The sequence below is a fragment of the Parasphingorhabdus sp. genome (genome assembly GCF_048267785.1).
GTDB lineage: Bacteria > Pseudomonadota > Alphaproteobacteria > Sphingomonadales > Sphingomonadaceae > Parasphingorhabdus.
Genome location: NZ_JBLWWU010000001.1, coordinates 275,007 through 297,740, shown reverse-complemented (window position 1 = coordinate 297,740; position 22,734 = coordinate 275,007). Strand labels below are relative to the sequence as shown.

Here is a 22,734-nt window from a genome sequence, read left to right as displayed (position 1 = left end):
CGGAGCCCGTTTTCTATACCGCACCAGCCGCGAACGTATCGCAGGACGACGGATTCCCGGTCTGCATGCCCTTGCGCAGCCAGGCCATGCGTTGCTCGGAAGACCCATGGGTGAACATGCTCTCGACCGGTTGCTGGCCGGCTCCGCGCATCAGAGTATCATCACCAATAGCATGGGCGGCGTTCAGGCCTTCCTCGACATCGCCGGGTTCCATCCGGTCGGCGTTTTGCGCCGCCCAGACGCCGGCATAGCAGTCCGCCTGCAATTCCATCCGGACCTGCAGCGCATTGCCTTCGGCCTTGCTGGCGCTGCGCTGCGCGTTGCGCACCTGATCGGCAACACCGGTCAGATTCTGGATATGGTGACCGACCTCATGCGCGATCACATAGGCTTGCGCAAAATCGCCCTTGGCGCCCAGCCGGGTCGCCATTTCGTTGAAGAAACTGGTGTCGAGATAGACTCCCTGATCTGCCGGGCAGTAAAAGGGTCCCATCGCGGATTGTGCCGCGCCGCAGCCCGATTGTCCGGACTGCTGGTAAAAGGTGAGGGTGGTCGGGCGGTAGGTTTGGCCATTCGCCTGAAACAATTTGGACCAGGTCTGCTCGGTCGAGGCAAGGACCTGACAGGCGAATCTCTCTTCTGCTGTATCACAGGCGACATTGGCGCCGGAGCTTTCCGACTGGAATCCGCCTGCGCCGGTTCCATCGGCGAGTTGCAAGCCACCGCCACTGAAATACAGGAACGCCAATGCTGCGCCGCCGATCAGCAATATCGTGCCGCAACCCAGTTTCCGGCCGAGTAACATTGGCAGAAAGCTGAGGAGCAGTCCGAGGCCGCCACCACCGCCACCGCCAAAACTGCGGCCGCCACCGCGCCCCTGATCGCGAACATTCTTGCTGGGGTCCAGATCGTCCAAGCGCATTGATTATCTCCTCGTCCCGTCCCAATTCGCCTGATTCACGGAAAAGCGCAAGCGCCGCTGATTTCTTTTACAAAAGCTATGCAGTGCGGCCCGACTGTTTTATGGTCGCCGGAAAGGAGATTCTGGCATGTTTTTAAAGGGTAAGACCGCGCTGATTACAGGTTCAACATCGGGCATCGGCGGCGGCTATGCGAAAGCGCTGGCGGCAGAAGGGGCCGCCGTGATGATCAACGGCTTCGGCGACGCGGGCGAGATCGAATCGCTGCGCCAGGAACTTGAAACGCTGAGCGGAACCAAGGCAGTCTATAGCAGTGCGGACATGACCAAGCCGGAAGAAATTAGGCAGATGTGCACCGATTGTGCAGAACAATTGGGCACCGTCGATATTTTGATCAACAACGCCGGTATTCAGTTTGTCGCACCGGTCGATGAATTCCCCGAGGACAAGTGGAATGCGGTGATGGATATCATCCTCAACAGCGCTTTTCATGCCACCAAGGCGGTGGTGCCCGGGATGAAGGAAAAGGGATGGGGCCGGATCATCAACACCGGATCAATGCACAGCAAGGTCGCAAGCCCCTATAAGTCAGCCTATAATGCCGCCAAGCACGGGCTCGACGGGTTTGGCAAGACGGTTGCGCTGGAAGTTGCTACCCATGGCATTACGGTCAACACGATTTCGCCGGGCTATACCTGGACGCCTCTGGTCGAGGGACAGATTCCAAACACCATGGAAGTGCGTGGACTAACCCGTGACCAGGTGATCAACGACGTCCTGCTGGCGCCGCAACCGACCAAGGAATTCGTACAGATTGACCAGATCGCGGCGCTTGCGATTTTTCTTTGCAAGGATGAAGCGCGGTCGATCACCGGCGCGAATATCTCGATCGACGGTGGCTGGACGGCGCAATGATCGCAGGGCTTTTGTTGCTGGCTGCCGGGGCAGCGGATTCACCGGTAGAACCCCAATGGCCTCAGCAGGTCACTGCTGCGGATATGGCAAGACTGGAACAATGGAAGCAGGCGCTGGAAATCGGACGAGCCGGCGTTATCGGGGCGGGAGAAGGCGCGCAACTGGCTGCGCGCTCTCCCCTTTTTGAAACAGATGCGGCCTTGGCTGGTAGCGATATTCCGCAAGGTCTCTACAATTGTTCGATCACAAAACTGGATGGTGATGCGGAGGGCGGGCTTCCCTATATTGCTTATCCGCCGTTTAAATGCCGCGTCGTGAACCAGAATGGGCGCAAGCATTTTACGAAGTTGACCGGCTCGCAACGTACGATTGGCTGGATTGATAAATTGGCCGGGGACCGTTCAGTATATCTTGGGACCCTGATCTATCATTATGAGAATAGTCTGGTGCCCTACGGTAAGACCGCGAAGCGTGATCAGGCTGCGGTCGTCCAGCGCATCGGATCGAACCATTGGCGGATGCTGTTTCCGTTCCCTGCCTATGAAAGCAAGGTCGACGTGATGGAGTTGACGCCGGCGAAATGAAATTTTGGACCTGACAAGTGTCTCTGATCGGATTAGTCAGGTCGGTATAAACAAGGAACGGGGATGATGATGACGCGGAAATTTACAATTTTGGGTTTGCTGGCGGCGGCTTCTGTACTGGCGGTTTCTCCTGCACAGGCCGATGATTTAAAGGATGCTATCGCTGCTGACCTGCCATCGCTGATGGACATTTACCGCGATCTTCATAGCAACCCGGAACTGAGCGGGGAGGAAGTCCGTACCGCAGCCAAACTGGCTGCCGAAGCACGGCGCCTTGGTTTCAAGGTCACCGAAAAAGTCGGCGGCACCGGCGTGGTTGCGGTTATGGAAAATGGCGAGGGACCAACCGTGCTGCTCCGTGCCGACATGGACGGCTTGCCGCTGGAAGAAAAAACCGGACTTCCCTATGCCTCAAGGGTGCAGGCCAAAACGCGCCAGGGCAATGATACGTTCGTGATGCACGCCTGCGGTCATGATACGCATATGACCGGCTGGGTCGCGACCGCGCGGCAACTGACGGTCCGCAAGGATGAATGGGCCGGAACATTGGTTATGATCCTTCAGCCCGCTGAGGAAACGGGCGAGGGCGCTCTCGCCATGCTGGAGGACGGACTTTATACCCGTTTCCCCAAGCCCGATTATGCGATGGCCTTCCATGACGCCGCCGGCGTGCCAGCGGGATATATCGGCTATGCGCCGGGCTTTGCTCTGGCCAACGTCGACAGCGTCGATATTGAGGTGAAGGGCGTTGGCGGTCATGGCGCCTATCCGCATACGACCAAGGATCCGGTCGTTCTGGCCAGCCGCATCGTCGGTTCGCTGCAGACTCTGGTCAGCCGTGAAATAGATCCGCAGGATCCAGCGGTAGTAACCGTCGGCAGTTTCCAGGCCGGTTCGAAACATAATGTCATATCGGACGATGCGCTGTTGCTGCTCACCGTGCGCAGTTATGGCGACGATACGCGGGCCAAGCTGCTCGACGGGATCAAGAGAATTGCGCGGGGCGAGGCGATTGCCGCCGGCGTGCCCGAGGACCGGATGCCGGTTGTAACCCTGCGCGAAACAGAATTCACGCCGGCAACCTATAACAGCCCAGAGTTTTCGGTCGAAATGGCCAGGATTTTCGAAACCCGCTTCGGCAAGGACCGCGTTGTGCAGTCCAAACCGGTCATGGGCGGTGAGGATTTCGGCCGCTATGGTCGCGCTGACGAGAATATCAAAAGTATGATCTTCTGGGTTGGTGGTGTGCCTATGGCGGAATATCAGGCTTCGCTCGCCGAAGGCACAAAGCTGCCATCGCTGCACAGTTCCTTCTGGGCTCCCGACGCAGAAAAAGTAATTGCGACCGGCGCCGAGGCCATGACCGCCGCGACCTTGCAGATCATGAAGAAATAGATGGGCTGGCGGCACATCCTGTTCGTGCCTTTGGCATTTTCGGGTGCATCGCTCGCCGCGCAACAATCAGGCCAAATCGCGCCGGAATATTTTAATGGACGCTGGGCCTTTACGGATGAAACTTGCGGGGCACCGACCAACTGGACCCTGATGACTGGCGGGAATTTTCTGTCCGAGAATCTGGCGGGTAGCTGGAACTGGCAGGATGGAAAGCTGGTTCTCAGACTTGATGATCTTGCGATCGATGAGGAAACCGGTGAACTGGGCGGACGGTTCCGTATGGACGGCCCGGTAACCGTGATCGATCAAACCCGTTTTGATTTTACCGTCGAACCCGAGGTCTATCAGTTAAAGCGCTGTCCTTGACGTTCAATCGTTATTGCGAATAAGTCGCAATACATAGATTGATTTTTTCGATTACCAAAGATCAAAAAATTCGATGGAGTGCGCGCGCGCGCGGGCGTAATAACTTGCCAATCCGATTTTTCAGACTCGGTAGATAATTCAACCAAACCAATAGGAGTAGATCATGGGACTTGCAGGAAGCAAAACCGAACAGAATTTGAAAGACGCCTTCGCCGGAGAAAGTCAGGCCAACCGCCGGTATCTTTATTTCGCCCAGAAAGCTGACATCGAAGGCTATAACGACGTTGCCGCGGTTTTCCGGTCGACTGCAGAAGGTGAAACTGGTCATGCGCATGGCCATCTCGAATTTTTGGAAGAAGTTGGCGATCCGGCAACCGGCGAACCAATTGGCGCCACTTCAGACAATCTGAAATCGGCTATCGCGGGTGAAACCCACGAATATACCGATATGTATCCGGGCATGGCGAAGTCGGCTCGCGAAGAAGGCTTTGACGAAATTGCCGACTGGTTCGAAACGCTTGCAAAAGCGGAAAAGAGCCATGCTGGTAAATTCCAGAAAACACTGGAATCGATGGACGCCTAAGCGCTCCATCCCAAGGATTGTGCCGCCGCGATATCCCCTCTTCCAAAGGGCGGCGGCACGATCTTATAATCTGCAAGTTTCCGCCTTCGTGGCGACAGGAAATATATCATGACTGAAGGCAGCCTGGGCGCACCAATGCGGCACCCAATCCCGTGGCAGGAGGAATCCTTTTATGATGAGGAAGCGCTCGATCAGGAATTGCGCCGCGTCTTCGACATCTGCCACGGGTGCCGCCGCTGTTTCAATCTCTGCGACAGTTTTCCGCAACTGTTCGACCTGATCGACGAAAGTCCGAATGAGGAAGTTGACGACCTCAGCACTGGCGATATCAAGAATGTTGTCGATGCCTGCACGCTCTGCGACATGTGTTTCATGGTCAAATGCCCTTATGTGCCGCCGCATGAATTCGATCTCGATTTTCCCCATCTGATGCTGCGCCATAGGGCGGTCGAGAACCGCAAGGGTAAAACCGGCCTTGCCGACAAGCAGCTCGCCGAAATTGATCGCAACGCCAAGCTGGCCGGGACGTTTTCCGAAATTGCCAATTGGGCAACCGATCAGAAGAACGGATTGACCCGCGGCATGTTGCAAAGCGTTGCGGGCATAGACAAGCGCGCGCACCTCCCCAAATTCGAGGACGTACCGCTTACCTATCAATATGTCGGTCATGGCCCTGCCGCCAATGCGGACGCGCCGGCATTCGGACGCAAGGCCGCCATTTACGCGACCTGCTATGGCAATTTCAACGATCAGACTGCCGGCAAGGCTGCGCTGGATGTGCTTTCGCATAATGGTGTGCAGACCCGGGTCGAATATCCCGCCTGTTGCGGTATGCCAAAGCTGGAAAATGGGGACTTGCCTGCGGTGGCGTCCTCCGCGGAAGAAGTGGCTGCCTTTTTCGAACCGATTATCGATGAAGGCTATGACATCGTTGCACTGACACCCAGTTGCGCGCTGATGATGAAATTCGAATGGCCTTTGATATTGCCGGACAATGAAGCGGTAAAGAAACTGGCTGCGGCGACGCGCGATCTTAGCGAATATGTTGTCGAGATCGCGGCAGACAAAGGGCTCGTCCCGATCGAACCGATGGACGCGAAAATCGGCATCCATTTTGCCTGCCACAGCCGCGCCCAGAATATGGGGCCGAAAGCAATGCAGATGCTCAAGTTGATACCGGAAGCCAAGCCGTCGATCGCCGAGCGTTGCTCTGGTCACGGCGGGAAATGGGGAATTTTCAGGGAGAATTTCGACAAGGCCGTCAAGGTTGGCCGCCCGGCCGCACGCGCGGTCGCAAAGGGCGATCCCGATTATATGGTCAGCGAATGTCCGCTCGCCGGACCACATCTCAAGCAGATCATGGAAAGCGGCGGGCAGGCGAAGGTACCGGAGCGGATCGGCCATCCGATTGAATTGCTTGCCAAGGCTTACGGTTTTTAAACCCCGAACCTGGTCCGCCCAATGTGGACAGGCCGGATGTAGAACATTCAAGGACTAGATATGCCCCGCGATACGCATGAAATAACCAAAGACGATATTATCTCGCTCGAAAATTACGAATCGATTCGCAAGGAAAAGCGGCAGGAATCTATTCTGCGCAAGAAATTCCGGCGCATTGCAATCGGTCCTTATGCGACGATCCAGTTTGAAAGCTGGGAGAGCATGTGGCTGCAAATTCAGGAGATGCTCCGGATCGAAAAGGGCGGGGACGAGCAGTTGGTTGATGAACTGGCGGCCTATAATCCGATGGTTCCGAACGGATCGGAATTCACCGGTACGTTGATGTTTGAAATTGACGAGGAGGAGCGCCGCACGGCATTCCTCAAAACTTTAGGTGGCGTCGATCAGCATATTCACATCCTGATCGGCGACGAAAAGGTGACGGCGGAACCCGAACAGGATATCGACCGGACGCGTGCGGACGGCAAGGCCAGCGCCGTTCAATTTGTCCATTTCCCACTGACCGCCGAGCAGGTAAAAAAATGGAAAAGCATGGAAGGGCAGGTGATGGTCCAGATCGACCACCCCAACTACGGCCATGCCGCTATTATCAGTGATGAATGTCGTCGCGATATGACGCGGGACCTCGACTAGTCGTCAGCCGGATCAGACGGGTTTCTGGATTTTAGTACGATCGGATTATCGACACTGCCAAGTTCGCTGGACGCCGGACTATTGGCGAATGATGAGCGATTGCTACGGTCGGCTGATTGTGTCCGCGAAGTCGATTCTTCTGAACGTGTCGAGCGCGCGGAGGCATCATCCTCGTCGATTGCCGCGTTGTCGTCGCCGTCATCATAATCCGTGTCCAAATCCATGGTCGGTTCGCCAAAGGTAAAAGACTCTTCGCCTTCCTCGGCGTCGTCATAATCCCATGCATTATCAGCTGGCTGGGTGGTGGGCGTGGCTGCCTTCTGAATCTCTTCCTTGACTGTTTCCGGTTTGGAAGGCTCGCTCGATGGAGTGACAAAATATATCAGCAACCCGGTAGAAGCGACGAACAGAATGGATTCTTTTAACATGCGAGAGCACCGATTTCCGTGATAGTTCCTCTCCGCAAATAGTCTTTTGCAGTTAACAAACATTTACCCGGGGCAATCGACGTTCAAACGCCGGTCTTGCAATCCGTCTCCGGGATTTGACCCGCTTCGTCGCTGTAAACGATGGGCGGATATGCATTTAATCTTGAAATATTGTAAATAAATTTACATAAAGACGGGATGAGCAATCCCAAACTTTTTGCAGGAGCGGCGATCAAGCGGCTGCGCCGCAGCGCTGCGATGACGCAGGTCGCTTTGGCTCAGGCACTGGATATATCGCCCAGCTATCTCAATCTTATCGAGCGCAACCAAAGGCCGTTGAGTGCCCGTCTGATGTTGCTGCTGGCGGAACGGTTCGATTTCGATCCCCGGCAGTTGATCGCGGCGGAGCCCGGGGGCGGCATCGACGCTATCCGGCAGAGACTGGCCGATCCGTTATTTGAAGACCTGTCCATTGATCGCACCGAACTGGAGGAATGGTTGATAGCATCCCCCAATAGCGCGGAGGCTTTTGTACGTCTGTTTGACAACCGCAAGTCGGCGGGAGAGACCGGTGTTAGCGCCGCGCCCGATCCCATTCAGACGGTCCGCCGTGAGATTGAACGCTGGCGCAATCATTTTGCCGATCTTGACAGGATGGCGGAGGAGCTCGCGGACGAACTGCGCTTGGGTACCGGCGATCTCTATGGTGCGATTGCTGAACGGCTTCGCGTAAAACATCAGCTGATCATCCGGATTCTTCCGGAAACCGTTCTGTCGGACAAGCTGCGCCGGCTGGATCTGCACGCGCGGCAACTACAGCTGTCGGAAATGCTCGACCCGGCTTCCCGAACGTTTCAGGCCGCGTTGCTGCTGGGGCAGATCGAGGCCAAGGGCGAAATTGACGCGCTTGCGGCAGGGGGGAATTTTACCGATCGCGCCGCCGAGAAGTTGTTCCGCCGCCATCTGTCGAGCTATTTTGCCGCTGCCCTGATGATGCCCTATGAACGTTTCCTCAAGGCATGCGAGCAAACGGGGTATCGCATCCAGCTGCTGCAGCGGCGGTTCGGAGCCGGCTTTGAACAGGTCGCCCATCGTCTGACGACGTTGCAGAGGGTGGGATCGCGCGGGCTTCCCTTCTTCATGGTTCGTATTGATCGGTCCGGTATGATTTCCAAACGTTATGCCGGAGCCAGCAAGGCCCCGCTGGTCGAAAGCGCTCATCGCTGTCCGCTCTGGGATATTCACCGTGTTTTTGAGCAGCCTGCTGAAATCCGGTCGCAATTGGTCGCTCTGGAAGATGGTTCGACATGGTTCACCCTGTCCCGGGCGGTACAGGGGATCGGGGCTGGTACGGGCGGGTTTACACCAGCTTTTGCCATCGGGCTGGGAGTATCTGCGGATGTTGCTTCGGTGCTGCATTATGCCCGTGGCAAAGATCTCAGCATCGAGCAAGCAGTGCCGATTGGTTTGGGCTGTCCAGCCTGTACCCGCCTGCAATGTTCCCAGCGTTCGGCACCGCCGCGAAGCCGTCCGCTCAAATTTGATGAACGTGAGCGTGGATTGACTCCATTTGACTTCGTCAACGACTAGGCCGGAGCGTGAAGCCGGCACTATCCTGATAAAAAACTGTCGGCATATTGAACAATTTTTACGAATCCGGGCGATTTATCGTGATTTCGTCTGTAAAATTTACCGACAGATAACGAATTTTCCTTATTGGCAATATCAGCCAAGGAAAGATCGCGCGGAATATGATCCGATTGTTCAAACATTACATCCCCTATCCGGTACTTTTTCTGGGTCTGATTGATTTCTTGCTGCTGTTGGTGGCGGCAGAAACCGGTTGGATCTTTCGTGCGCTTCAAATCGACATGGCGGTCGGCTCGCTCTCTGACCGCCCAGGACCGATTTTCAGTTTTGCTATTGCGCTCCAGCTCGCGCTGATTGCGGTTGGTGTCTATGGCACGGAAGCTCTGCAGTCGCTCCGTTTCGCCGCTGCCCGGATATTGGTTGCGATTTCACTGGGTGTGATATTTCTTTCATTGCTGGCATTTGCAATGCCTGGCTTCACGCTCTGGCGCTCCAATTCCCTTTACGCCATGGGATTGGCCATCCTGTTTTTGATGCTGATCCGCATTGTGCTTGGTGTTATGTTCGACAGCGACAGCTTCAAGCGCCGTTTGCTCATTCTCGGCGCAGGGCCGCGAGCAAGCCGTATCTCTGCTCTGGCAAAGCGACCGGAAAGTGGTTTTGTCGTTGCAGGCTATGTCGACATGAACGAAGGTCCTGCCAGAATTGATGGCGCGGTGCGTCGGCAGGATATCGCCAATTTGCCGCAGCATGTGACCGATCTTGAAGTCAGCGAGGTGGTTCTTGCGCTGGAGGAACGGCGTAATTCGTTGCCGGTTGCGGATTTGCTGACGATCAAGACGACCGGTGTCCATGTCAACGACATGTCGAGTTTTCTCGAACGGGAAACCGGGCGCGTCGATTTGGACAGCGTCAACCCCAGCTGGTTTATCTTCTCCGACGGTTTTTCATCGGGCCGCCGCCTATCCACCGCATTCAAGCGGGGATTTGATATCTTTCTGAGTTTTCTGTTGCTGCTTCTGACCGGACCGGTGATTTTGCTCTTTGCCCTGCTGATTAAGTTGGAGAGCCGCGGCGGGGCCTTTTTCAAACAGGAACGCGTCGGTCTTTATGGCCAGAAGTTCAACATCCTCAAACTCCGCTCCATGCGCGCGGACGCCGAGGCCGGTGGCAAGGCGATCTGGGCATCCGAGAATGATCCGCGGATTACCCGCATCGGCAGCTTCATGCGCAAAGTGCGTATCGACGAACTGCCGCAAGCGTGGAGCGTACTGAAAGGCGAGATGAGTTTCGTCGGACCGCGCCCTGAGCGGCCGCAGTTTGTCGACGATCTGCAAACCAAGATGCCCTTTTATGCCGAACGGCACATCGTCAAGCCGGGCATTACGGGCTGGGCACAGATCAACTATCCCTATGGTGCGTCGATAGAGGATGCCCGGCACAAGCTGGAATATGATCTCTACTACGCCAAAAATTACACGCCGTTTCTGGATCTGCTGATCATTCTCCATACTATTCGCGTCGTCCTCTGGCCCGAAGGCGCGCGCTGAGATGGAGATTGTCCTCGGCCATATCAGCACGTTCGGGCACGGTATCGCCGCCATGTTATTTGGTGCGTTGGCCATCTGGCAATTTCAGCGCAAGGTAGAGCGTAACGAAAAGCAGATATGTCTGGTCATTGCGATATTGCTGACCAGCTTCTGGGCTCTGTCTGTCGCGGTCGAGGGTGGGATGTCACCCATCGCCTATTTTGCTGAAACCCTGCGCAATTTTGGCTGGCTGGCCTTCATGTTTTCTCTCTTGCGTGCCGGCGAAGGGCGGGATGAACCAAAAACGGTCAACAGCATTTATCTCGCCCTGTCATTCGTGTTGCTGGGCCAGATGATCGTCGACTCCTTGCTACCGGTATTTGCCGGAAGCCCCCGTCTAGAGGGTGTGACATTATATACGTCGCTGGTCCTGCGCATGATTTTTGCGGTCGGCGGACTTGTGCTGGTTCACAATCTATATTCGATTTCCGCGCCCGAGACGCGGTGGGGTATTCGCTTGCCGATGGCGTCTCTCGCGGCGATCTGGACCTATGATCTCAACCTCTTCACGATCACCTATCTGACCCAGCAGTCATCGACGGAATTGCTTGCCATGCGCGGTCCGATGATGGCGATTATTGCACCGATCCTGGCTTTGGCATCGGTTCGCAATACCGAATGGAATCTGAAGCTTTCCCGCAGTGTGGCGTTCCGTTCGCTGTCACTGGTGGCGATCGGCAGTTATCTAATGATGATGGTCGTGATTGCGACGGCATTGCAAATCATAGGCGGCGACTATGCGCGCCTGGCACAGATCAGCTTTTTGTTCGGCACATCAATCGGCGCTCTGCTCCTGCTTCCCTCGGGACGATTCCGGGCATGGTTGAAGGTCAAGCTGGCGAAGAATTTTTTCCAGCACCGCTATGATTATCGTACGGAATGGATACGCTTTACCGATACGATCGGGCGCCCCGGTGTGGATAGTGCCCCGTTTCACGAACGTGTGATAAAGGCGATAGCCGATATCACCGATTCACCGGGAGGCATTTTGCTGATGCCGGACGATTCCGGCCATTTGGTGTTGCAGGCGCGTTGGAACTGGTCGTCGATTCGGGTGCCCGCGCGCGCCTGTACCTCCCGCACCATCGCATTTTTTGAACATACCAGCCATATTGTCGAATTTGATGCCTTGCGCGCCGATCTGGACGACAAATGCGACGCGGCTGCGATACCGAACTGGATGACCAGCGAAGAGCAGACGTGGGTGGCGGTTCCGCTGGTCCATTTCGACCGGTTCATCGGATTGATGCTATTGGCGCGGCCCCGGGTCAACCGCACGCTCGACTGGGAAGATCTGGATATGCTGCGCGTGGTCGGGCGTCAGGTTGCCAGCTATCTCGCCGAAGCGCGCAGTCAGGAATCGCTTTCCGAAGCGCAACGATTTGACGAGTTTAACCGCCGGATGGCGTTCGTAATGCATGACATTAAAAATCTTGTCAGCCAATTGAGCCTGCTGGCGCGAAATGCCAAGCGCCATGCCGACAATCCGGAATTCAGAGCGGACATGATCGAAACGTTGCAGGATTCTGCCAATAAAATGAATGGTCTGCTGGAACGATTGTCGCAGCATAACAGTGCGAAGCAGGAACAGCCGAAACCGGTGAAGGTGCGAGATCTGGTTCAGTCAATCATCGAGAAAAAGCGTATATTGCACAATATGGAAACAACCCGGATCGACGATTTGACGGTTATGGCGGATCCGGTCCGGGTGGACCAAATTCTGGGTCATCTGATACAAAATGCCATCGATGCCAGCCCGGAAGGCGAGCCGATATTCATCAATGCGCGTCGCCGCGATCTCAGCGTTGCGATCGAGGTGCGGGATCAGGGTACGGGCATGTCAAGCGAGTTTATCCGCAGCCAGCTTTTCAAACCATTTGCCTCGAGCAAAAAAGGCGGGTTCGGCATTGGTGCCTATGAAGCCAGGGAGCTTGCCCGGGCGATGAACGGTCGTCTGGAGGTTGAGAGCAAGGAAGGTAGCGGAAGCCGGTTCACGCTAATCCTGCCGCTCGCCAAGCGATTGTCGGACGAAACTTCAGTAGACGAAAGGGCCGCATGATGCCGCACAAGGATCAACCAAAAAAAGAGAAGCTGCTGATTGTTGAAGATGACCCGGGTCTGCAAAAACAGCTCAAATGGGCCTATGATGACTTTGACGTCGTTGTTGCGGGCGACCGGGAATCGGCGATCGAAATGCTGCGAGCGGAAGAGCCGGATGTGGTGACGCTTGATCTTGGATTGCCACCAGACCCCGATGGTACGACCGAAGGTTTTGCGACGATGGATGCCATATTGAGCCTGAAGCCGGATACCAAGGTCATCGTTGCTTCGGGTCATGGCGAAAAAGCGAGTGCCTTGCGTGCAATTTCCGGCGGTGCCTGGGACTTTTACCAAAAGCCGGTTGATATTGATGAGCTCGGCCTGATTGTCCGGCGCGCCTTTCATGTGCGTAAACTGGAGCAGGAAAATGCCAGTCTTGCAGCGCGGAGCAACGGCGAGGGCCATATTCTCGGCCAGATTATTACCGGTGCTCCCGAAATGCTGAAAATAGCACAGATGATTGAGCGGGTGGCGAACACCAATGCATCGGTAATGCTGCTGGGAGCAAGCGGGACTGGCAAGGAATTGCTCGCCAAAGGCCTGCATGAGTCGAGCGACCGCAGCGAGAAGGCCTTTGTCGCAATAAACTGCGCGGCGATTCCGGAAAATCTGCTCGAGTCCGAATTGTTCGGACATGAAAAAGGAGCCTTTACCGGCGCGATCAAGACTACCGAAGGAAAAATCGAGCAAGCCGATGGCGGGACGCTATTCCTCGATGAAGTCGGCGATATTCCCCTGCCACTGCAGGTAAAGCTGCTGCGCTTTTTGCAGGAACGGGTGATCGAGAGGATCGGTGGGCGCAAGGCAATTGCCGTCGACACACGGATCGTATGTGCGACCCACCAGAATCTGGAAAATATGATCAAGGACAATTCGTTCCGTGAAGATCTTTACTATCGCCTGGCGGAAATCGTGATCAAGATTCCGCCGCTGTCCGGTCGTTCGGGTGATGCCAGTCTTCTCGCCCGGCATTTTCAGAAGAAATATGCTGCAGAGATCAATCCGGCGGTGAAGGGGCTCGCCCCGGATGCGCTTGCGGCGCTCGAAGCCTGGCACTGGCCCGGCAATGTCCGAGAACTGGAAAACCGGATCAAACGCGCCGTGATCATGGCCGATGGCAAGATGATTGGCGCAAAGGATCTGGATCTCGATGTGGATGAAAATGCCGCCACTGATTTGCTCAACCTGAAAGCTGCGCGTGAGGCCGCCGACCGTTCGGCAATCCTGCGGGCGATTTCGCAGACCAGCGGCAATATTTCCAATGCGGCGAAATTGCTCGGGATCAGCCGCCCGACGCTGTATGACCTGCTGAAGCAATATAAGTTGCAACAGGTCAGTTGAGCCATGGTGTTGCGCTTCGTCCAGAAATTGCGTGTTCGCAGCAAGCCGGTCATTCTCGCGGCTGGGCTTGGGCTCGGTGTGATTGGCGTTCCGACGGCAATTTATGCTGCCAGCGAAGGCAATAGTGATGCGCGGGAGGCCTTTGCAAATGCCGAGAAATTTCGGGCTAACCATGATGTGAGATCCGCCCGGATCGAACTGATGAATGCGATCAAGGCCGATCCGGAATGGATTGATGCGCGGGTGGCGCAAGCAGAAGTCTTGCTCGACCTCCACGACGGAATTGGCGCAGAGGCGGAGCTCGACCATGCGGTGGATATAGGTCTTGATCCGGCGGCGGTACGGCATCTCTATGGCCATGCCTTGTCGTTGCAGGGCAAGGCACAAAAGGCGCGTGATCAATTGCTGGCGGACGATATCCCGGCACAGCATCAAGGCTATGCAGCGCGTATCATGGGCAGGGTTGCCCTGCAAATGGGCGATGAACAGCTCGCCGGCCAGTCTTTCAACCGGGCGATGCAACTCGATCCGCGCAATCCGGACCTGTGGGTCGACATCGCCCGTTTCCGAGCCGATGCAGGGGATCAGGCGGGCGCAACAAACGCGGTCGACAAGGCTGTCAAGCTGGACCCGGACAATCTGCGCGCGCTGCAATATCGCGGCGAACTGCTGCGTTTCCAATTCGGCCTGGGCGCTGCGCTGCCCTGGTTCGAGCGTGCACTGGAGATTGATCCCAATGATGTACCATTGTTGACGGAATATGCCGCGACGCTGGGCGATATGGGACGGATGACGAAAATGCTCACGGTCGCCCGGAAAATCATCGCCCTGGATGGCCGTAACCCCCGTGCGTTTTTTATGCAGGCGGTGCTGGCAGCGCGAGCGGGGCAATATGGCCTGGCAAGAAGATTGATGCTTCAAACCGAAGGCAGGATTGACAATGTTCCGGCTGTATTGCTGGTGCAGGGCATTATCGAACATGGCGAAGGCAATTATAACGCTGCGGCGGACAAGTTTCGGCGACTGTTATCCGTCCAGCCTGATAATCGGCAGGCGCAAAATCTGCTGGCGCGTTCGCTCTATCTTGCCGGAAGTGCATTTGATGCCGTGGAAGTGCTGAAACCGCAAGTCAATCGCAGCGGAGCCGACCCTTACACCCTGTGGCTGACCGGTCGTGCGCTTGAGGCGATTGATGAGCGGGAGCAGGCAGCAGGCGTTATGAACCGTGCCGCCGTCCATGATACCGGCCAGGCAGCCGCGATTGCCGGAGAAACACCGCTTGCTGTATTGTCTGCCGAAGCACGGCGAAATGCGAATGATGCACGAGCGGTGGTTCCCTATATTCGGGCGCTCTACAACGCGGGAGATTATGCTGCTGCCTTCACCGAAGCAAAGCGGCTGCAACTGGATAATCCGGGCGCGAGCGCCGCGCATCTGTTGGTGGCCGATGTTGCTAACGCGATGGGCGATTTTGACGAGGCGCTGGATGCGTTGGAAAAAGCCCGCAGCATCCGGTTTTCCGAGCCGGTCATGTTGCGTCTGATCGAAGTATTGCGGTCCCGTGGATCGATGCAGCAGTCAGCCGAGGTTCTGGCCCAGTATCTCAACTATAATCCGAGCAATATCGCCGGGCTTCGCTGGATGGCTTATGCGCATCTCGAGACCGGGAACTGGTCGGTTGCGGCCCGTCTGCTTGAAAAACTGCGTCAGCGGATTGGCGAGAATGATGCACTGATCCTGGCCGGTTTGACACAGGCCTATACCGGCATGGGGCAGACAGAAAAAGCCATCAGCGCAGGAAGGGCCGCCTATCGCGTGCAACCATCGAGCCCGGTGGTGTCGCATTTATATGGGCTGGCCTTGATGGCGGATGGCAAGCGCGCACAAGATGCGATAGCGCTACTCGAAAAAGCGGTTGCGATCATGCCTGAGAATCCCGCCTATCGGCAAAGTCTGAAACGCGCCCGCGCTAGCCTTGGGGCAAGCCGGAGCAAGGTCACAAGCTGAAGTCCGTCAGGCTTCGCTTTTCAGCAGATCATCGATCGACAAATCCAGCCGCTTCATCTGTCGTTCTATCGGGGGCCAGACATTCTTGATGAAATCTTCCCGCTGCGACCGGCGCAGGCGATCTCTCGCGCCCGTTGCAACGAACATGCCGACGCCGCGCTTCACCGTGACCAGTCCATCCTCCTGAAAGCCCTGATAGGCTTTTGCCACGGTCAGGGGATTGGCGCCCTGATCAGCCGCAAAAACACGGACCGAAGGCAGCATGTCGCCTTCGCGATATATGCCATCCAGAATCGATTCGGAAATAATGTCTCGCAATTTCAGATAGACGGGTTTTGTTGCAATATTCATACTGCATCACTGCCATAATACAGTTATGCAGGCAAGGCAGAAGTTTGGCTTTTTCCAATATTTACAACGGTGGAAGCGCTTTTACGATTTGTCGTCGGCGTTCCATTAGGATTTGTCGTTACAATGGGCGAAAATAGCAGAAATCTGCAATAAAAAGTTGCCGCAATAGTTCTCATGCAAGAGAGATGGGTTCCCAATCAAAAAGCCGTGAAAACTGCGACGGAGTTTTTACAATTTGTCGCTTTGGGAACTTTTTGGGAACCTCAGTGCCTAAACACACGGATATGGTCTGCATTGCGAGCTATGAACATGGATGGGATCAACAAATCGCAAATTGCTTCGGTCGTTATTTCTGCCTCATCGGCACAAACTGAATACATTCGATCAATCAAAAACTGGGACAATGATAGCAAGCCCGGCATCGAGTTAGCTACTGCCAGCGCTCCCTTTTCTCCAATGTCGTATGGATCTCCGTTAGTCCGTTCCAAGAGCCTTAGGAAAGCAATTCGAGCTTCTAGTTCTGTTCGTGGCCAAGTCCTATTATAACTTACGATTTTCTCGACTAGCGTGGTTTTGAACCACTCCTGATTTTCTTCAGGGATGCTATTGCGACGCTTCCAATTTGCAATAGTTGCTGGAGTAACCCCCATAGTATCGGCGACAACCCTGTCTTTTGCTGAAGATAGTGCTTTAGCGACGGTTGCGATAAACATCGAAACACTTTCATCTTTCGCGGGCACCATAAGCGACATTAAAGATTGCAAATTAATGTTATTCATGTCATCACCCGTCATGTTTAGTAATCTCTTTAGGATGGCGACATGGTAAAAAGCAACTCTGATACAAATCATGTTGATGCTCAGATCATTGACATGAAGCGGAAAGCCAGATGCGAAACCGACAAAGAACTAGCTAAGTTTCTTGGTAAAAAACAATCTACAATCTCCCAATGGCGTCGACGTAATTCAATACCCGAAAGCGCCAAGATGCGATTAGAATTTCGTTTGGTTGCTTCGTAATGCAATCAGCAAAACACTGGCTTTCGAGTGCGGAGTTCGCGGACTTAGTTGGATATACACGGCAATCCGCAAACCGAATATTGAGAAAGGCTCTGGCCGGAAAAACTTGGAACGGCGCGAACCTCATAGTTCGAACCACAGTTGGCCGAGGCGGAGTTTCTGGAAAGCAATATGAAGTGCTTCTTAGCAGTCTCCCATGGGCCTATCAGAAGCTTCTTATCGCCCCCTCACAATCGACTGAATTGGTCGAATATACGCGCCCAGTCCCGGCATCGGACCAAGGCGAGATTATCCAGCGGCGCCTGGAAATGATTGATGAGGCGCTCGATTATCCGCCACGCTCGCCGGAACGCAAACATGAGCTGGAGCGTGCAGCCAAAAAATATCGGACGACCGTTCGCACCTTGCAGCGCTATATTCAGCGGCTGGAGGAAAGCGGTGGTGATGCAAATGCACTAGCCAACCAACGTCCTTCAAATTCAGGAGCAAAGCGCGTCCATGTATCGCGAACATTTGACCAGGCATTCGTAAAAGCCGGATATGCCAATCTGTCAAATGCCGACCTCGCCATGGTTATCCAGGCACGCGGGATATCGGACAAATCCGCTATCGCGGCGATAGTTGATTTCTTCTCACAGTCCCGTGTGAAACGAGATTTGCGGCAAGTGAACCACACTATCCGGAAATGTCAACTCTATGCGGACGGTGCGCCGGTTACCGCCGAAATCGTGAAAGATACGATCAATTCATAATCGGCAAGAAAGGTATAAGAATGTTGAATGATAAACAGAATTTTCCGGCCACTGATAACTTTGATGGGCTTTGGAATACTCTAAACGAGCTGCAAATGTCTGTTTCAGACGTACAATCACTTTCCGAGCTATGTCATCTTTTCATAATGGAACGAGACCTGTCGGAAGAGCAAAAAGCAGCATTGAGCCAAGCGATTAGTGACAAGGCTCTAGTCAGTTGGAAATTGACGAGCGACGCGTTCAAAGGTTTGTCAGATCTTCGAGAAGAAATACGTAAATCGCAAGAGGCTAAAGCCGAACCTTCCGCGCGTGCAGTGCGACCCGACCCGCAAAAGACGGCAGGCGAGATTGCCCAAGCGCAATCCCATTTGATGCAAGTGAGAACAGCAATCAATTCCATAATTCAGTTGGCCGATACGGACGAGAGCGAATTGTCATTTCAGATCACGATGCTTGCCGAACTCGTGAAAGTTGAGAACCTCAGTGCAGAGGAGCAACTTGCGGCGCTAGAAACTTCGCTATTTTCGCTCAACCAAGATGAGAAATCGGAAGTTGCGGTCGAACCGAAACAACAGACGACTTTTATCGAAAACCGCATCGCCAAAATTGAAAAGCGGGGTCAAGGCACGGGAAGAGGCAAGCCATGAACTGGAAGAAGCGCATCCAGCTCGTTCAGGTCGCCAAGCGTAAGCTTGGTTTGCCTGACGACCAATATCGGGCTGCGCTTCGTGAGTATGCCGGTGTCGAAAGTTCCACACAAATGGACGACACCGGCTTTGATCGCCTCATGGACCATTTTCGTTCGCTCGGCTTTGTCAGTGATAAGCGCAAAGCCAGTTTCAGTTCTAATGACCGGATCGGGATGGCAACCGCAGGACAGGTTAATCTCATCCGTGAATTATGGGATGAAGTTTCGGAGGGTGGAAGCGAGGCATCGCTAAATAAATGGATATCTCGTTTCGGAGTTTCGGCATTGCGATTCCTAGACGACAAGACAGCGCCAAAAGTGATTGCCGGATTAAAGGGCTGGAAGGCGCGTTTAGAAGAGCAAGGCGCCTGTGACACCTAAATCAACGGTGCCCCACCTCTTAGACCCTCTTAAAACGCTCTGAGGCAGCATTCACTGTTGTGTTGACCTATTGTGATCCGGGCTACGACAAAATCGAACAATATTTTCAACATTCGCTCGGTTCGGGAACATGTTCCCGACTGTGTCGGGAACTATTCCTGATATTTGAGTGAAATGGATTTCGACGACCTACAGGATATTTCAGACGCGCCGGTTGATGTTATCCGCCTTTGCTGCGGCGATGAACTTGCGGATACTGTCTTTGCAGAATTGCAAGGTCAGCAGGTCTATATTCCCATGCCAGACCACATCACCACCGAATGCAGGTTAGTTGGTCTGTTCGGATTTGAGAACGCCAAATCCATCAGCAAATATTTGGGTGGGGGGAGTGTTGAGTTTCCAATGCTTCGGGAAAATGCCGCAAGCCAGAGAAGGCAGCTTATCAAAATGCTCTATTTGGCTGGGACTGGGCAAAATCTAATTGCAAAGTTGGCTTCCTGTTCGCGCCGGAATGTTTCGCGGGTTATCAAATCCCTCAAACAAACTGGCGAAATTGCGGCCAACGTCAAGCCCGAAACCACCAATCGAAAATCAAAAAAAGGTAACTCCAACCATGAAACTTTCTAACGCAACTCTTCAAGCCGCAAACACTGGTTTTAACGCGGTTTTTAATAATGGCTTTGCCGCTGCGAAAACGGTGTATCAAGATATCGTGATGCAGACCAAATCGTCAGGTTCAGAGGAAGTCTATGGTTGGCTTGGCCAATTGCCAGAAATACGCGAATGGCTTGGCGACCGAGTTATCAGAAGTCTCGAATTACATGGCTTCAAAATCAAAAACCGTGAGTTTGAAAGCACGATTTCGGTAAAGCGCACCGATATGGAAGATGATAAGATCGGTGTGCTCGCGCCGCTATTCAAACATATGGGCCGAAATACCGCCGAGCATCCAGATAAATTGCTCGCTGAATTAATCGAGGCTGGTTTTACCGACAAATGCTATGATGGTCAGTATTTCTTCGACACTGACCATCCGATCAGAATTGATGAAGTTGAAACTTCCGCATCGAACTTTCAGGCGGGTTCCAGCCCAGCTTGGTTTTTGCTGGACCTTAGCCGGGATGTGCGTCCTTTTATTTACCAAGAGCGCCTTCCATTCGAAATGCAAGCTTTGGACAACTCGAATGACGAGAATGTCTTCAAGCGTGACGAATATCTCTATGGCGTCCGAGGTCGATGCAATGTCGGATTTGGTCTTTGGCAAATGGCCTATGCCTCGAAGGCAGAGCTGAACGAAGATAATTACGAACTGGCTCGAACAGCCATGGCGACGCTCCGTGGTAACAATAACAAGCTGCTGGGGGTTAAAGGCACGCATCTCCTTGTTCCGCCAGCACTGGAAGGAAAAGGCCGCAAGCTTCTTGTAAATGCGCTAGCTGAAGCCGGTGCAAGCAACAGTTGGACGGGTAGCGCCGAACTGATCGTATCGCCTTGGCTATCCTAAATTTGAAAGGTTAAAACCATGAATATCACACTACTGTTGAAAAACCCCATCACGTCCAAAAAGACCTCTGGTGGCAAACATCAAACTTTGAAGGTTTCGGCGTTCGAAGCTCGCAAGCTTGAGCCGATGGACGATAAGCCTAGTTACGATCTTGTAATGTCGGTTTCCAAGGCTTGCACGGATATCAATGGCAATTCGTTATCGCCGGAACTGCTGGCCAATTTTGATTTGGCAGAAGGGTTACGCGAAACCGTCCGCCCGTTCTTCGGGAGCTTGATCTAAGATGGCCGACACCGAGTACGTCCTGCTGCACCCTGTGACTGTCACCTTCAAAAATCAACAAGGCGAACGTGAGGAGAGCATTGATAAAGTCTCAATTCGCGAACCACGCGGCAAAGATATGCGAGCGCTAAACAACGTCCATGGGGATATAGCTATGTCGATGGAAATGGTCGAACGGCTGACCAACCTTGACCGAGTTTTTGTGGACGAAATGCACGCTGCCGACCTTGCTGGGATTGGAGAGATTATCGAGGGTTTTATGGTTCCTGGAAAGCTAACTGGCTAGATCAGGTCGGCGATATTGCCGCAGTTTTCCATTTTCCGCCAACTCAGCTTTGGAAAATGACGGCAGCCGATATCAACTATTGGCACGAACAAGCGAGAAGAATTGGGAATGACGCTCAAACTTAGTCTAGTATTGAAAGCAATCGACCAAATGAGCGGCCCGACAAAGAAAGCGGCTGGTGCTGTTTCTGGTTTGGGTAAAGTTTCAGATAGCACCACCGGAAAAATGACAAATTTAACAAAAAGTGTCAACAAATCGAACCGGTCAATTCGTTTGCTGAAAGTTTTGGCAAAGCGCCCTTCCACATTCATAGTTAGGGGCAAAATAGATCAAGGCCGATTAATCAAGCAAGCCGAGCGAGTTGGGAAGTTCGCCGGAAAGGTCATCGGAGCTGGGCTCATGGTTGGTTTGGCGGCAGTGACTGCGATTCCTGTTTTGTTTACTGGCTTGGTCAAATCAATCATTACGGCGGGTGTAGATCTGGACAAAGGATTTGGAAGAAAATTCAAAAGTCTGACTTCCAAGCTATCCAGTCAGTGGTCCGGATTTCTTCTCACTATTGGACAATCCGGCGTCTTTGATTTCGTCATTGCCAAGCTCGAGCAATTCACAAAATGGATCGACAAGCTGAAGACCAGTGGCAAACTGGATGAATGGGCGAAGCAGATTGGTGATAGCCTCGTTTCTGTGGGCGAGTGGATTGCCGGAATAAAGTGGGATGAGGTAGGTTCGCAGCTTTTGAAAATCGCCAGTGGATTGGCAGCGGTCGCCGCAATTATGAGCAAGGTCGATTTTGGAACCGTAATCGATATCGCTGTAGTGTCTGTGATCGGTAAAATTAGTTTTGGCCTCTATGGCCTCGCCACTGCTTTGGGCGTGGTATCAATTGCAGGTGCGCCAATATGGGTGGTCGTAGCAGTGATCGCTGCCGTCGCTGCAGGTGCGTATCTGGTTTACAGTAATTGGAGCAAAATAAGCGCTTGGTTTGGCGGCTTGTGGAAGTCGTTCGGGGCAAAGGTTAAGTCGGGCCTTGACGCAATTCTCGAGCATCTAAAAGGTATGTGGGAAAACGCTAAGAGGGTCTTTTCCGATAGCGTTTCGGCAATATGGAACATGTTGCCTGGTTGGATGCGTAAAGTGCTTAATGGCGGCACCTTTAGTTTCCGCGTTTTGGGAAATCTTTTTTCCGGTCAATCTTTGAGTAAATCGGTTGGTGATGCAGCTCGCGATTCCGGATTTATGAATTCTAAAAGAGCGGCACCAACGGCACGCAAATTTGCACCAGCAGTCAATAGCAACTCGAAGTATCTTTCCGGGATCGGTGCGCAAACGAAGGTCGGAGGGAAAATTGAAGTCGATATTCGAACAGATCGCGGCACGAAAGCCAGGGTCAGGCGAGTGAGAGGAACTAACAATGATGTAAGTTTAGCTGTTACATCGGGGAAATCTCTTTCGCTTGCGAGTTAGCTTTTTCTTTCGCTTCGGTTTGTCGAAAGGTCCGGTGACACGGGCCTATTGAGGCACTATGTGTTTTGTCAAAATTGGGCATAGTGCCGGAT

Annotated in this window: 26 protein-coding genes; 22 read left to right on the top strand and 4 right to left on the bottom strand. The window is 53.7% G+C overall.

Translation table 11 applies throughout. The features are described from left to right. Positions 1-13: 13 nt before the first annotated feature. Entirely contained in the window at positions 14-922 is a 909-nt protein-coding gene (locus ACN0VD_RS01420) for a neutral zinc metallopeptidase (RefSeq protein WP_417590821.1), read from the bottom strand. 127 nt (positions 923-1,049) lie between these two features. On the opposite strand from ACN0VD_RS01420, the gene ACN0VD_RS01415 reads away from it, so the two are divergent. From ACN0VD_RS01415 to ACN0VD_RS01385, 7 genes are all read left to right on the top strand, one after another. Further along, complete coding sequence (locus ACN0VD_RS01415) at positions 1,050-1,835, top strand: 3-hydroxybutyrate dehydrogenase (protein ID WP_417590819.1); 786 nt, start codon at positions 1,050-1,052, stop codon at positions 1,833-1,835. Then, a complete protein-coding gene (locus ACN0VD_RS01410; protein ID WP_417590817.1) occupies positions 1,832-2,419 on the top strand; it encodes a DUF4893 domain-containing protein in 588 nt (195 codons plus the stop codon). The genes ACN0VD_RS01415 and ACN0VD_RS01410 overlap by 4 nt, the downstream gene beginning before the upstream one ends. Positions 2,420-2,488: 69 nt before the next feature. Next, entirely contained in the window at positions 2,489-3,814 is a 1,326-nt protein-coding gene (locus tag ACN0VD_RS01405) for an amidohydrolase (protein WP_417591081.1), read from the top strand. Beyond that, positions 3,815-4,180, top strand: coding sequence for a hypothetical protein (locus ACN0VD_RS01400; RefSeq protein WP_417590815.1), 366 nt, complete (start codon positions 3,815-3,817; stop codon positions 4,178-4,180). A gap of 163 nt (positions 4,181-4,343) precedes the next feature. After that, complete coding sequence (locus ACN0VD_RS01395) at positions 4,344-4,763, top strand: rubrerythrin family protein (protein ID WP_335655914.1); 420 nt, start codon at positions 4,344-4,346, stop codon at positions 4,761-4,763. A gap of 108 nt (positions 4,764-4,871) precedes the next feature. After that, on the top strand, positions 4,872-6,203 hold the full coding sequence (locus ACN0VD_RS01390; protein ID WP_417590813.1) for a (Fe-S)-binding protein: 1,332 nt from the start codon (positions 4,872-4,874) through the stop codon (positions 6,201-6,203). A gap of 60 nt (positions 6,204-6,263) precedes the next feature. Further along, on the top strand, positions 6,264-6,857 hold the full coding sequence (locus ACN0VD_RS01385) for a DUF3501 family protein (protein ID WP_417590811.1): 594 nt from the start codon (positions 6,264-6,266) through the stop codon (positions 6,855-6,857). Here the strand turns inward: ACN0VD_RS01385 and ACN0VD_RS01380 are convergent. Next, complete coding sequence (locus tag ACN0VD_RS01380; protein WP_417590809.1) at positions 6,854-7,285, bottom strand: hypothetical protein; 432 nt, start codon at positions 7,283-7,285, stop codon at positions 6,854-6,856. The two genes, ACN0VD_RS01385 and ACN0VD_RS01380, sit on opposite strands and share 4 nt — an antisense overlap. Positions 7,286-7,483: 198 nt before the next feature. On the opposite strand from ACN0VD_RS01380, the gene ACN0VD_RS01375 reads away from it, so the two are divergent. The 5 genes from ACN0VD_RS01375 (at position 7,484) to ACN0VD_RS01355 (ending at position 15,912) form a co-directional block, all read left to right on the top strand. Further along, positions 7,484-8,875 (top strand): helix-turn-helix domain-containing protein, encoded by a 1,392-nt coding sequence (locus ACN0VD_RS01375; RefSeq protein WP_417590807.1) that lies wholly within the window; start codon positions 7,484-7,486, stop codon positions 8,873-8,875. A 161-nt stretch (positions 8,876-9,036) separates the two neighbouring features. Then, on the top strand, positions 9,037-10,425 hold the full coding sequence (locus tag ACN0VD_RS01370; RefSeq protein ID WP_417590805.1) for a TIGR03013 family XrtA/PEP-CTERM system glycosyltransferase: 1,389 nt from the start codon (positions 9,037-9,039) through the stop codon (positions 10,423-10,425). Between the two features lies 1 nt (position 10,426). Continuing rightward, entirely contained in the window at positions 10,427-12,523 is a 2,097-nt protein-coding gene (prsK, locus tag ACN0VD_RS01365) for an XrtA/PEP-CTERM system histidine kinase PrsK (RefSeq protein ID WP_417590803.1), read from the top strand. Then, the gene (prsR, locus tag ACN0VD_RS01360; protein WP_417590801.1) at positions 12,520-13,905 is read left to right on the top strand and encodes a PEP-CTERM-box response regulator transcription factor; all 1,386 of its coding nucleotides are present in this window, start codon (positions 12,520-12,522) and stop codon (positions 13,903-13,905) included. Before prsK ends, prsR begins: the two co-directional genes overlap by 4 nt. A 3-nt stretch (positions 13,906-13,908) precedes the next feature. Next, entirely contained in the window at positions 13,909-15,912 is a 2,004-nt protein-coding gene (locus ACN0VD_RS01355; protein WP_417590799.1) for a tetratricopeptide repeat protein, read from the top strand. Positions 15,913-15,918: 6 nt separating this feature from the next. Here ACN0VD_RS01355 and ACN0VD_RS01350 read toward each other — a convergent pair whose 3' ends face one another. Further along, entirely contained in the window at positions 15,919-16,263 is a 345-nt protein-coding gene (locus ACN0VD_RS01350) for a GntR family transcriptional regulator (RefSeq protein WP_417590797.1), read from the bottom strand. Positions 16,264-16,526: 263 nt separating this feature from the next. Continuing rightward, positions 16,527-17,057, bottom strand: coding sequence for a hypothetical protein (locus ACN0VD_RS01345; protein ID WP_417590795.1), 531 nt, complete (start codon positions 17,055-17,057; stop codon positions 16,527-16,529). A 27-nt stretch (positions 17,058-17,084) separates the two neighbouring features. On the opposite strand from ACN0VD_RS01345, the gene ACN0VD_RS01340 reads away from it, so the two are divergent. The 10 genes from ACN0VD_RS01340 to ACN0VD_RS01295 all read left to right on the top strand — a co-directional run bounded on the left by ACN0VD_RS01340 (position 17,085) and on the right by ACN0VD_RS01295 (position 22,642). Further along, on the top strand, positions 17,085-17,282 hold the full coding sequence (locus tag ACN0VD_RS01340) for a helix-turn-helix domain-containing protein (protein WP_417590793.1): 198 nt from the start codon (positions 17,085-17,087) through the stop codon (positions 17,280-17,282). 176 nt (positions 17,283-17,458) lie between these two features. Then, positions 17,459-18,034, top strand: a complete 576-nt coding sequence (locus ACN0VD_RS01335; RefSeq protein WP_417590791.1) for a hypothetical protein — start codon at positions 17,459-17,461, stop codon at positions 18,032-18,034. Positions 18,035-18,054: 20 nt separating this feature from the next. After that, positions 18,055-18,681 (top strand): hypothetical protein, encoded by a 627-nt coding sequence (locus ACN0VD_RS01330; protein ID WP_417590789.1) that lies wholly within the window; start codon positions 18,055-18,057, stop codon positions 18,679-18,681. Continuing rightward, positions 18,678-19,103, top strand: coding sequence for a regulatory protein GemA (locus ACN0VD_RS01325; protein ID WP_417590787.1), 426 nt, complete (start codon positions 18,678-18,680; stop codon positions 19,101-19,103). Before ACN0VD_RS01330 ends, ACN0VD_RS01325 begins: the two co-directional genes overlap by 4 nt. A gap of 165 nt (positions 19,104-19,268) precedes the next feature. After that, positions 19,269-19,730 (top strand): hypothetical protein, encoded by a 462-nt coding sequence (locus ACN0VD_RS01320; RefSeq protein WP_417590785.1) that lies wholly within the window; start codon positions 19,269-19,271, stop codon positions 19,728-19,730. Continuing rightward, positions 19,717-20,607, top strand: coding sequence for a Mu-like prophage major head subunit gpT family protein (locus ACN0VD_RS01315; protein ID WP_417590783.1), 891 nt, complete (start codon positions 19,717-19,719; stop codon positions 20,605-20,607). Before ACN0VD_RS01320 ends, ACN0VD_RS01315 begins: the two co-directional genes overlap by 14 nt. An 18-nt stretch (positions 20,608-20,625) precedes the next feature. Continuing rightward, entirely contained in the window at positions 20,626-20,889 is a 264-nt protein-coding gene (locus tag ACN0VD_RS01310; RefSeq protein WP_417590781.1) for a hypothetical protein, read from the top strand. Between the two features lies 1 nt (position 20,890). Further along, complete coding sequence (locus ACN0VD_RS01305) at positions 20,891-21,175, top strand: phage tail assembly protein (RefSeq protein WP_417590779.1); 285 nt, start codon at positions 20,891-20,893, stop codon at positions 21,173-21,175. Between the two features lie 14 nt (positions 21,176-21,189). After that, positions 21,190-21,300, top strand: coding sequence for a GpE family phage tail protein (locus tag ACN0VD_RS01300; protein ID WP_417591079.1), 111 nt, complete (start codon positions 21,190-21,192; stop codon positions 21,298-21,300). After that, the gene (locus ACN0VD_RS01295) at positions 21,284-22,642 is read left to right on the top strand and encodes a hypothetical protein (protein ID WP_417590777.1); all 1,359 of its coding nucleotides are present in this window, start codon (positions 21,284-21,286) and stop codon (positions 22,640-22,642) included. Before ACN0VD_RS01300 ends, ACN0VD_RS01295 begins: the two co-directional genes overlap by 17 nt. Positions 22,643-22,734 lie beyond the last annotated feature (92 nt).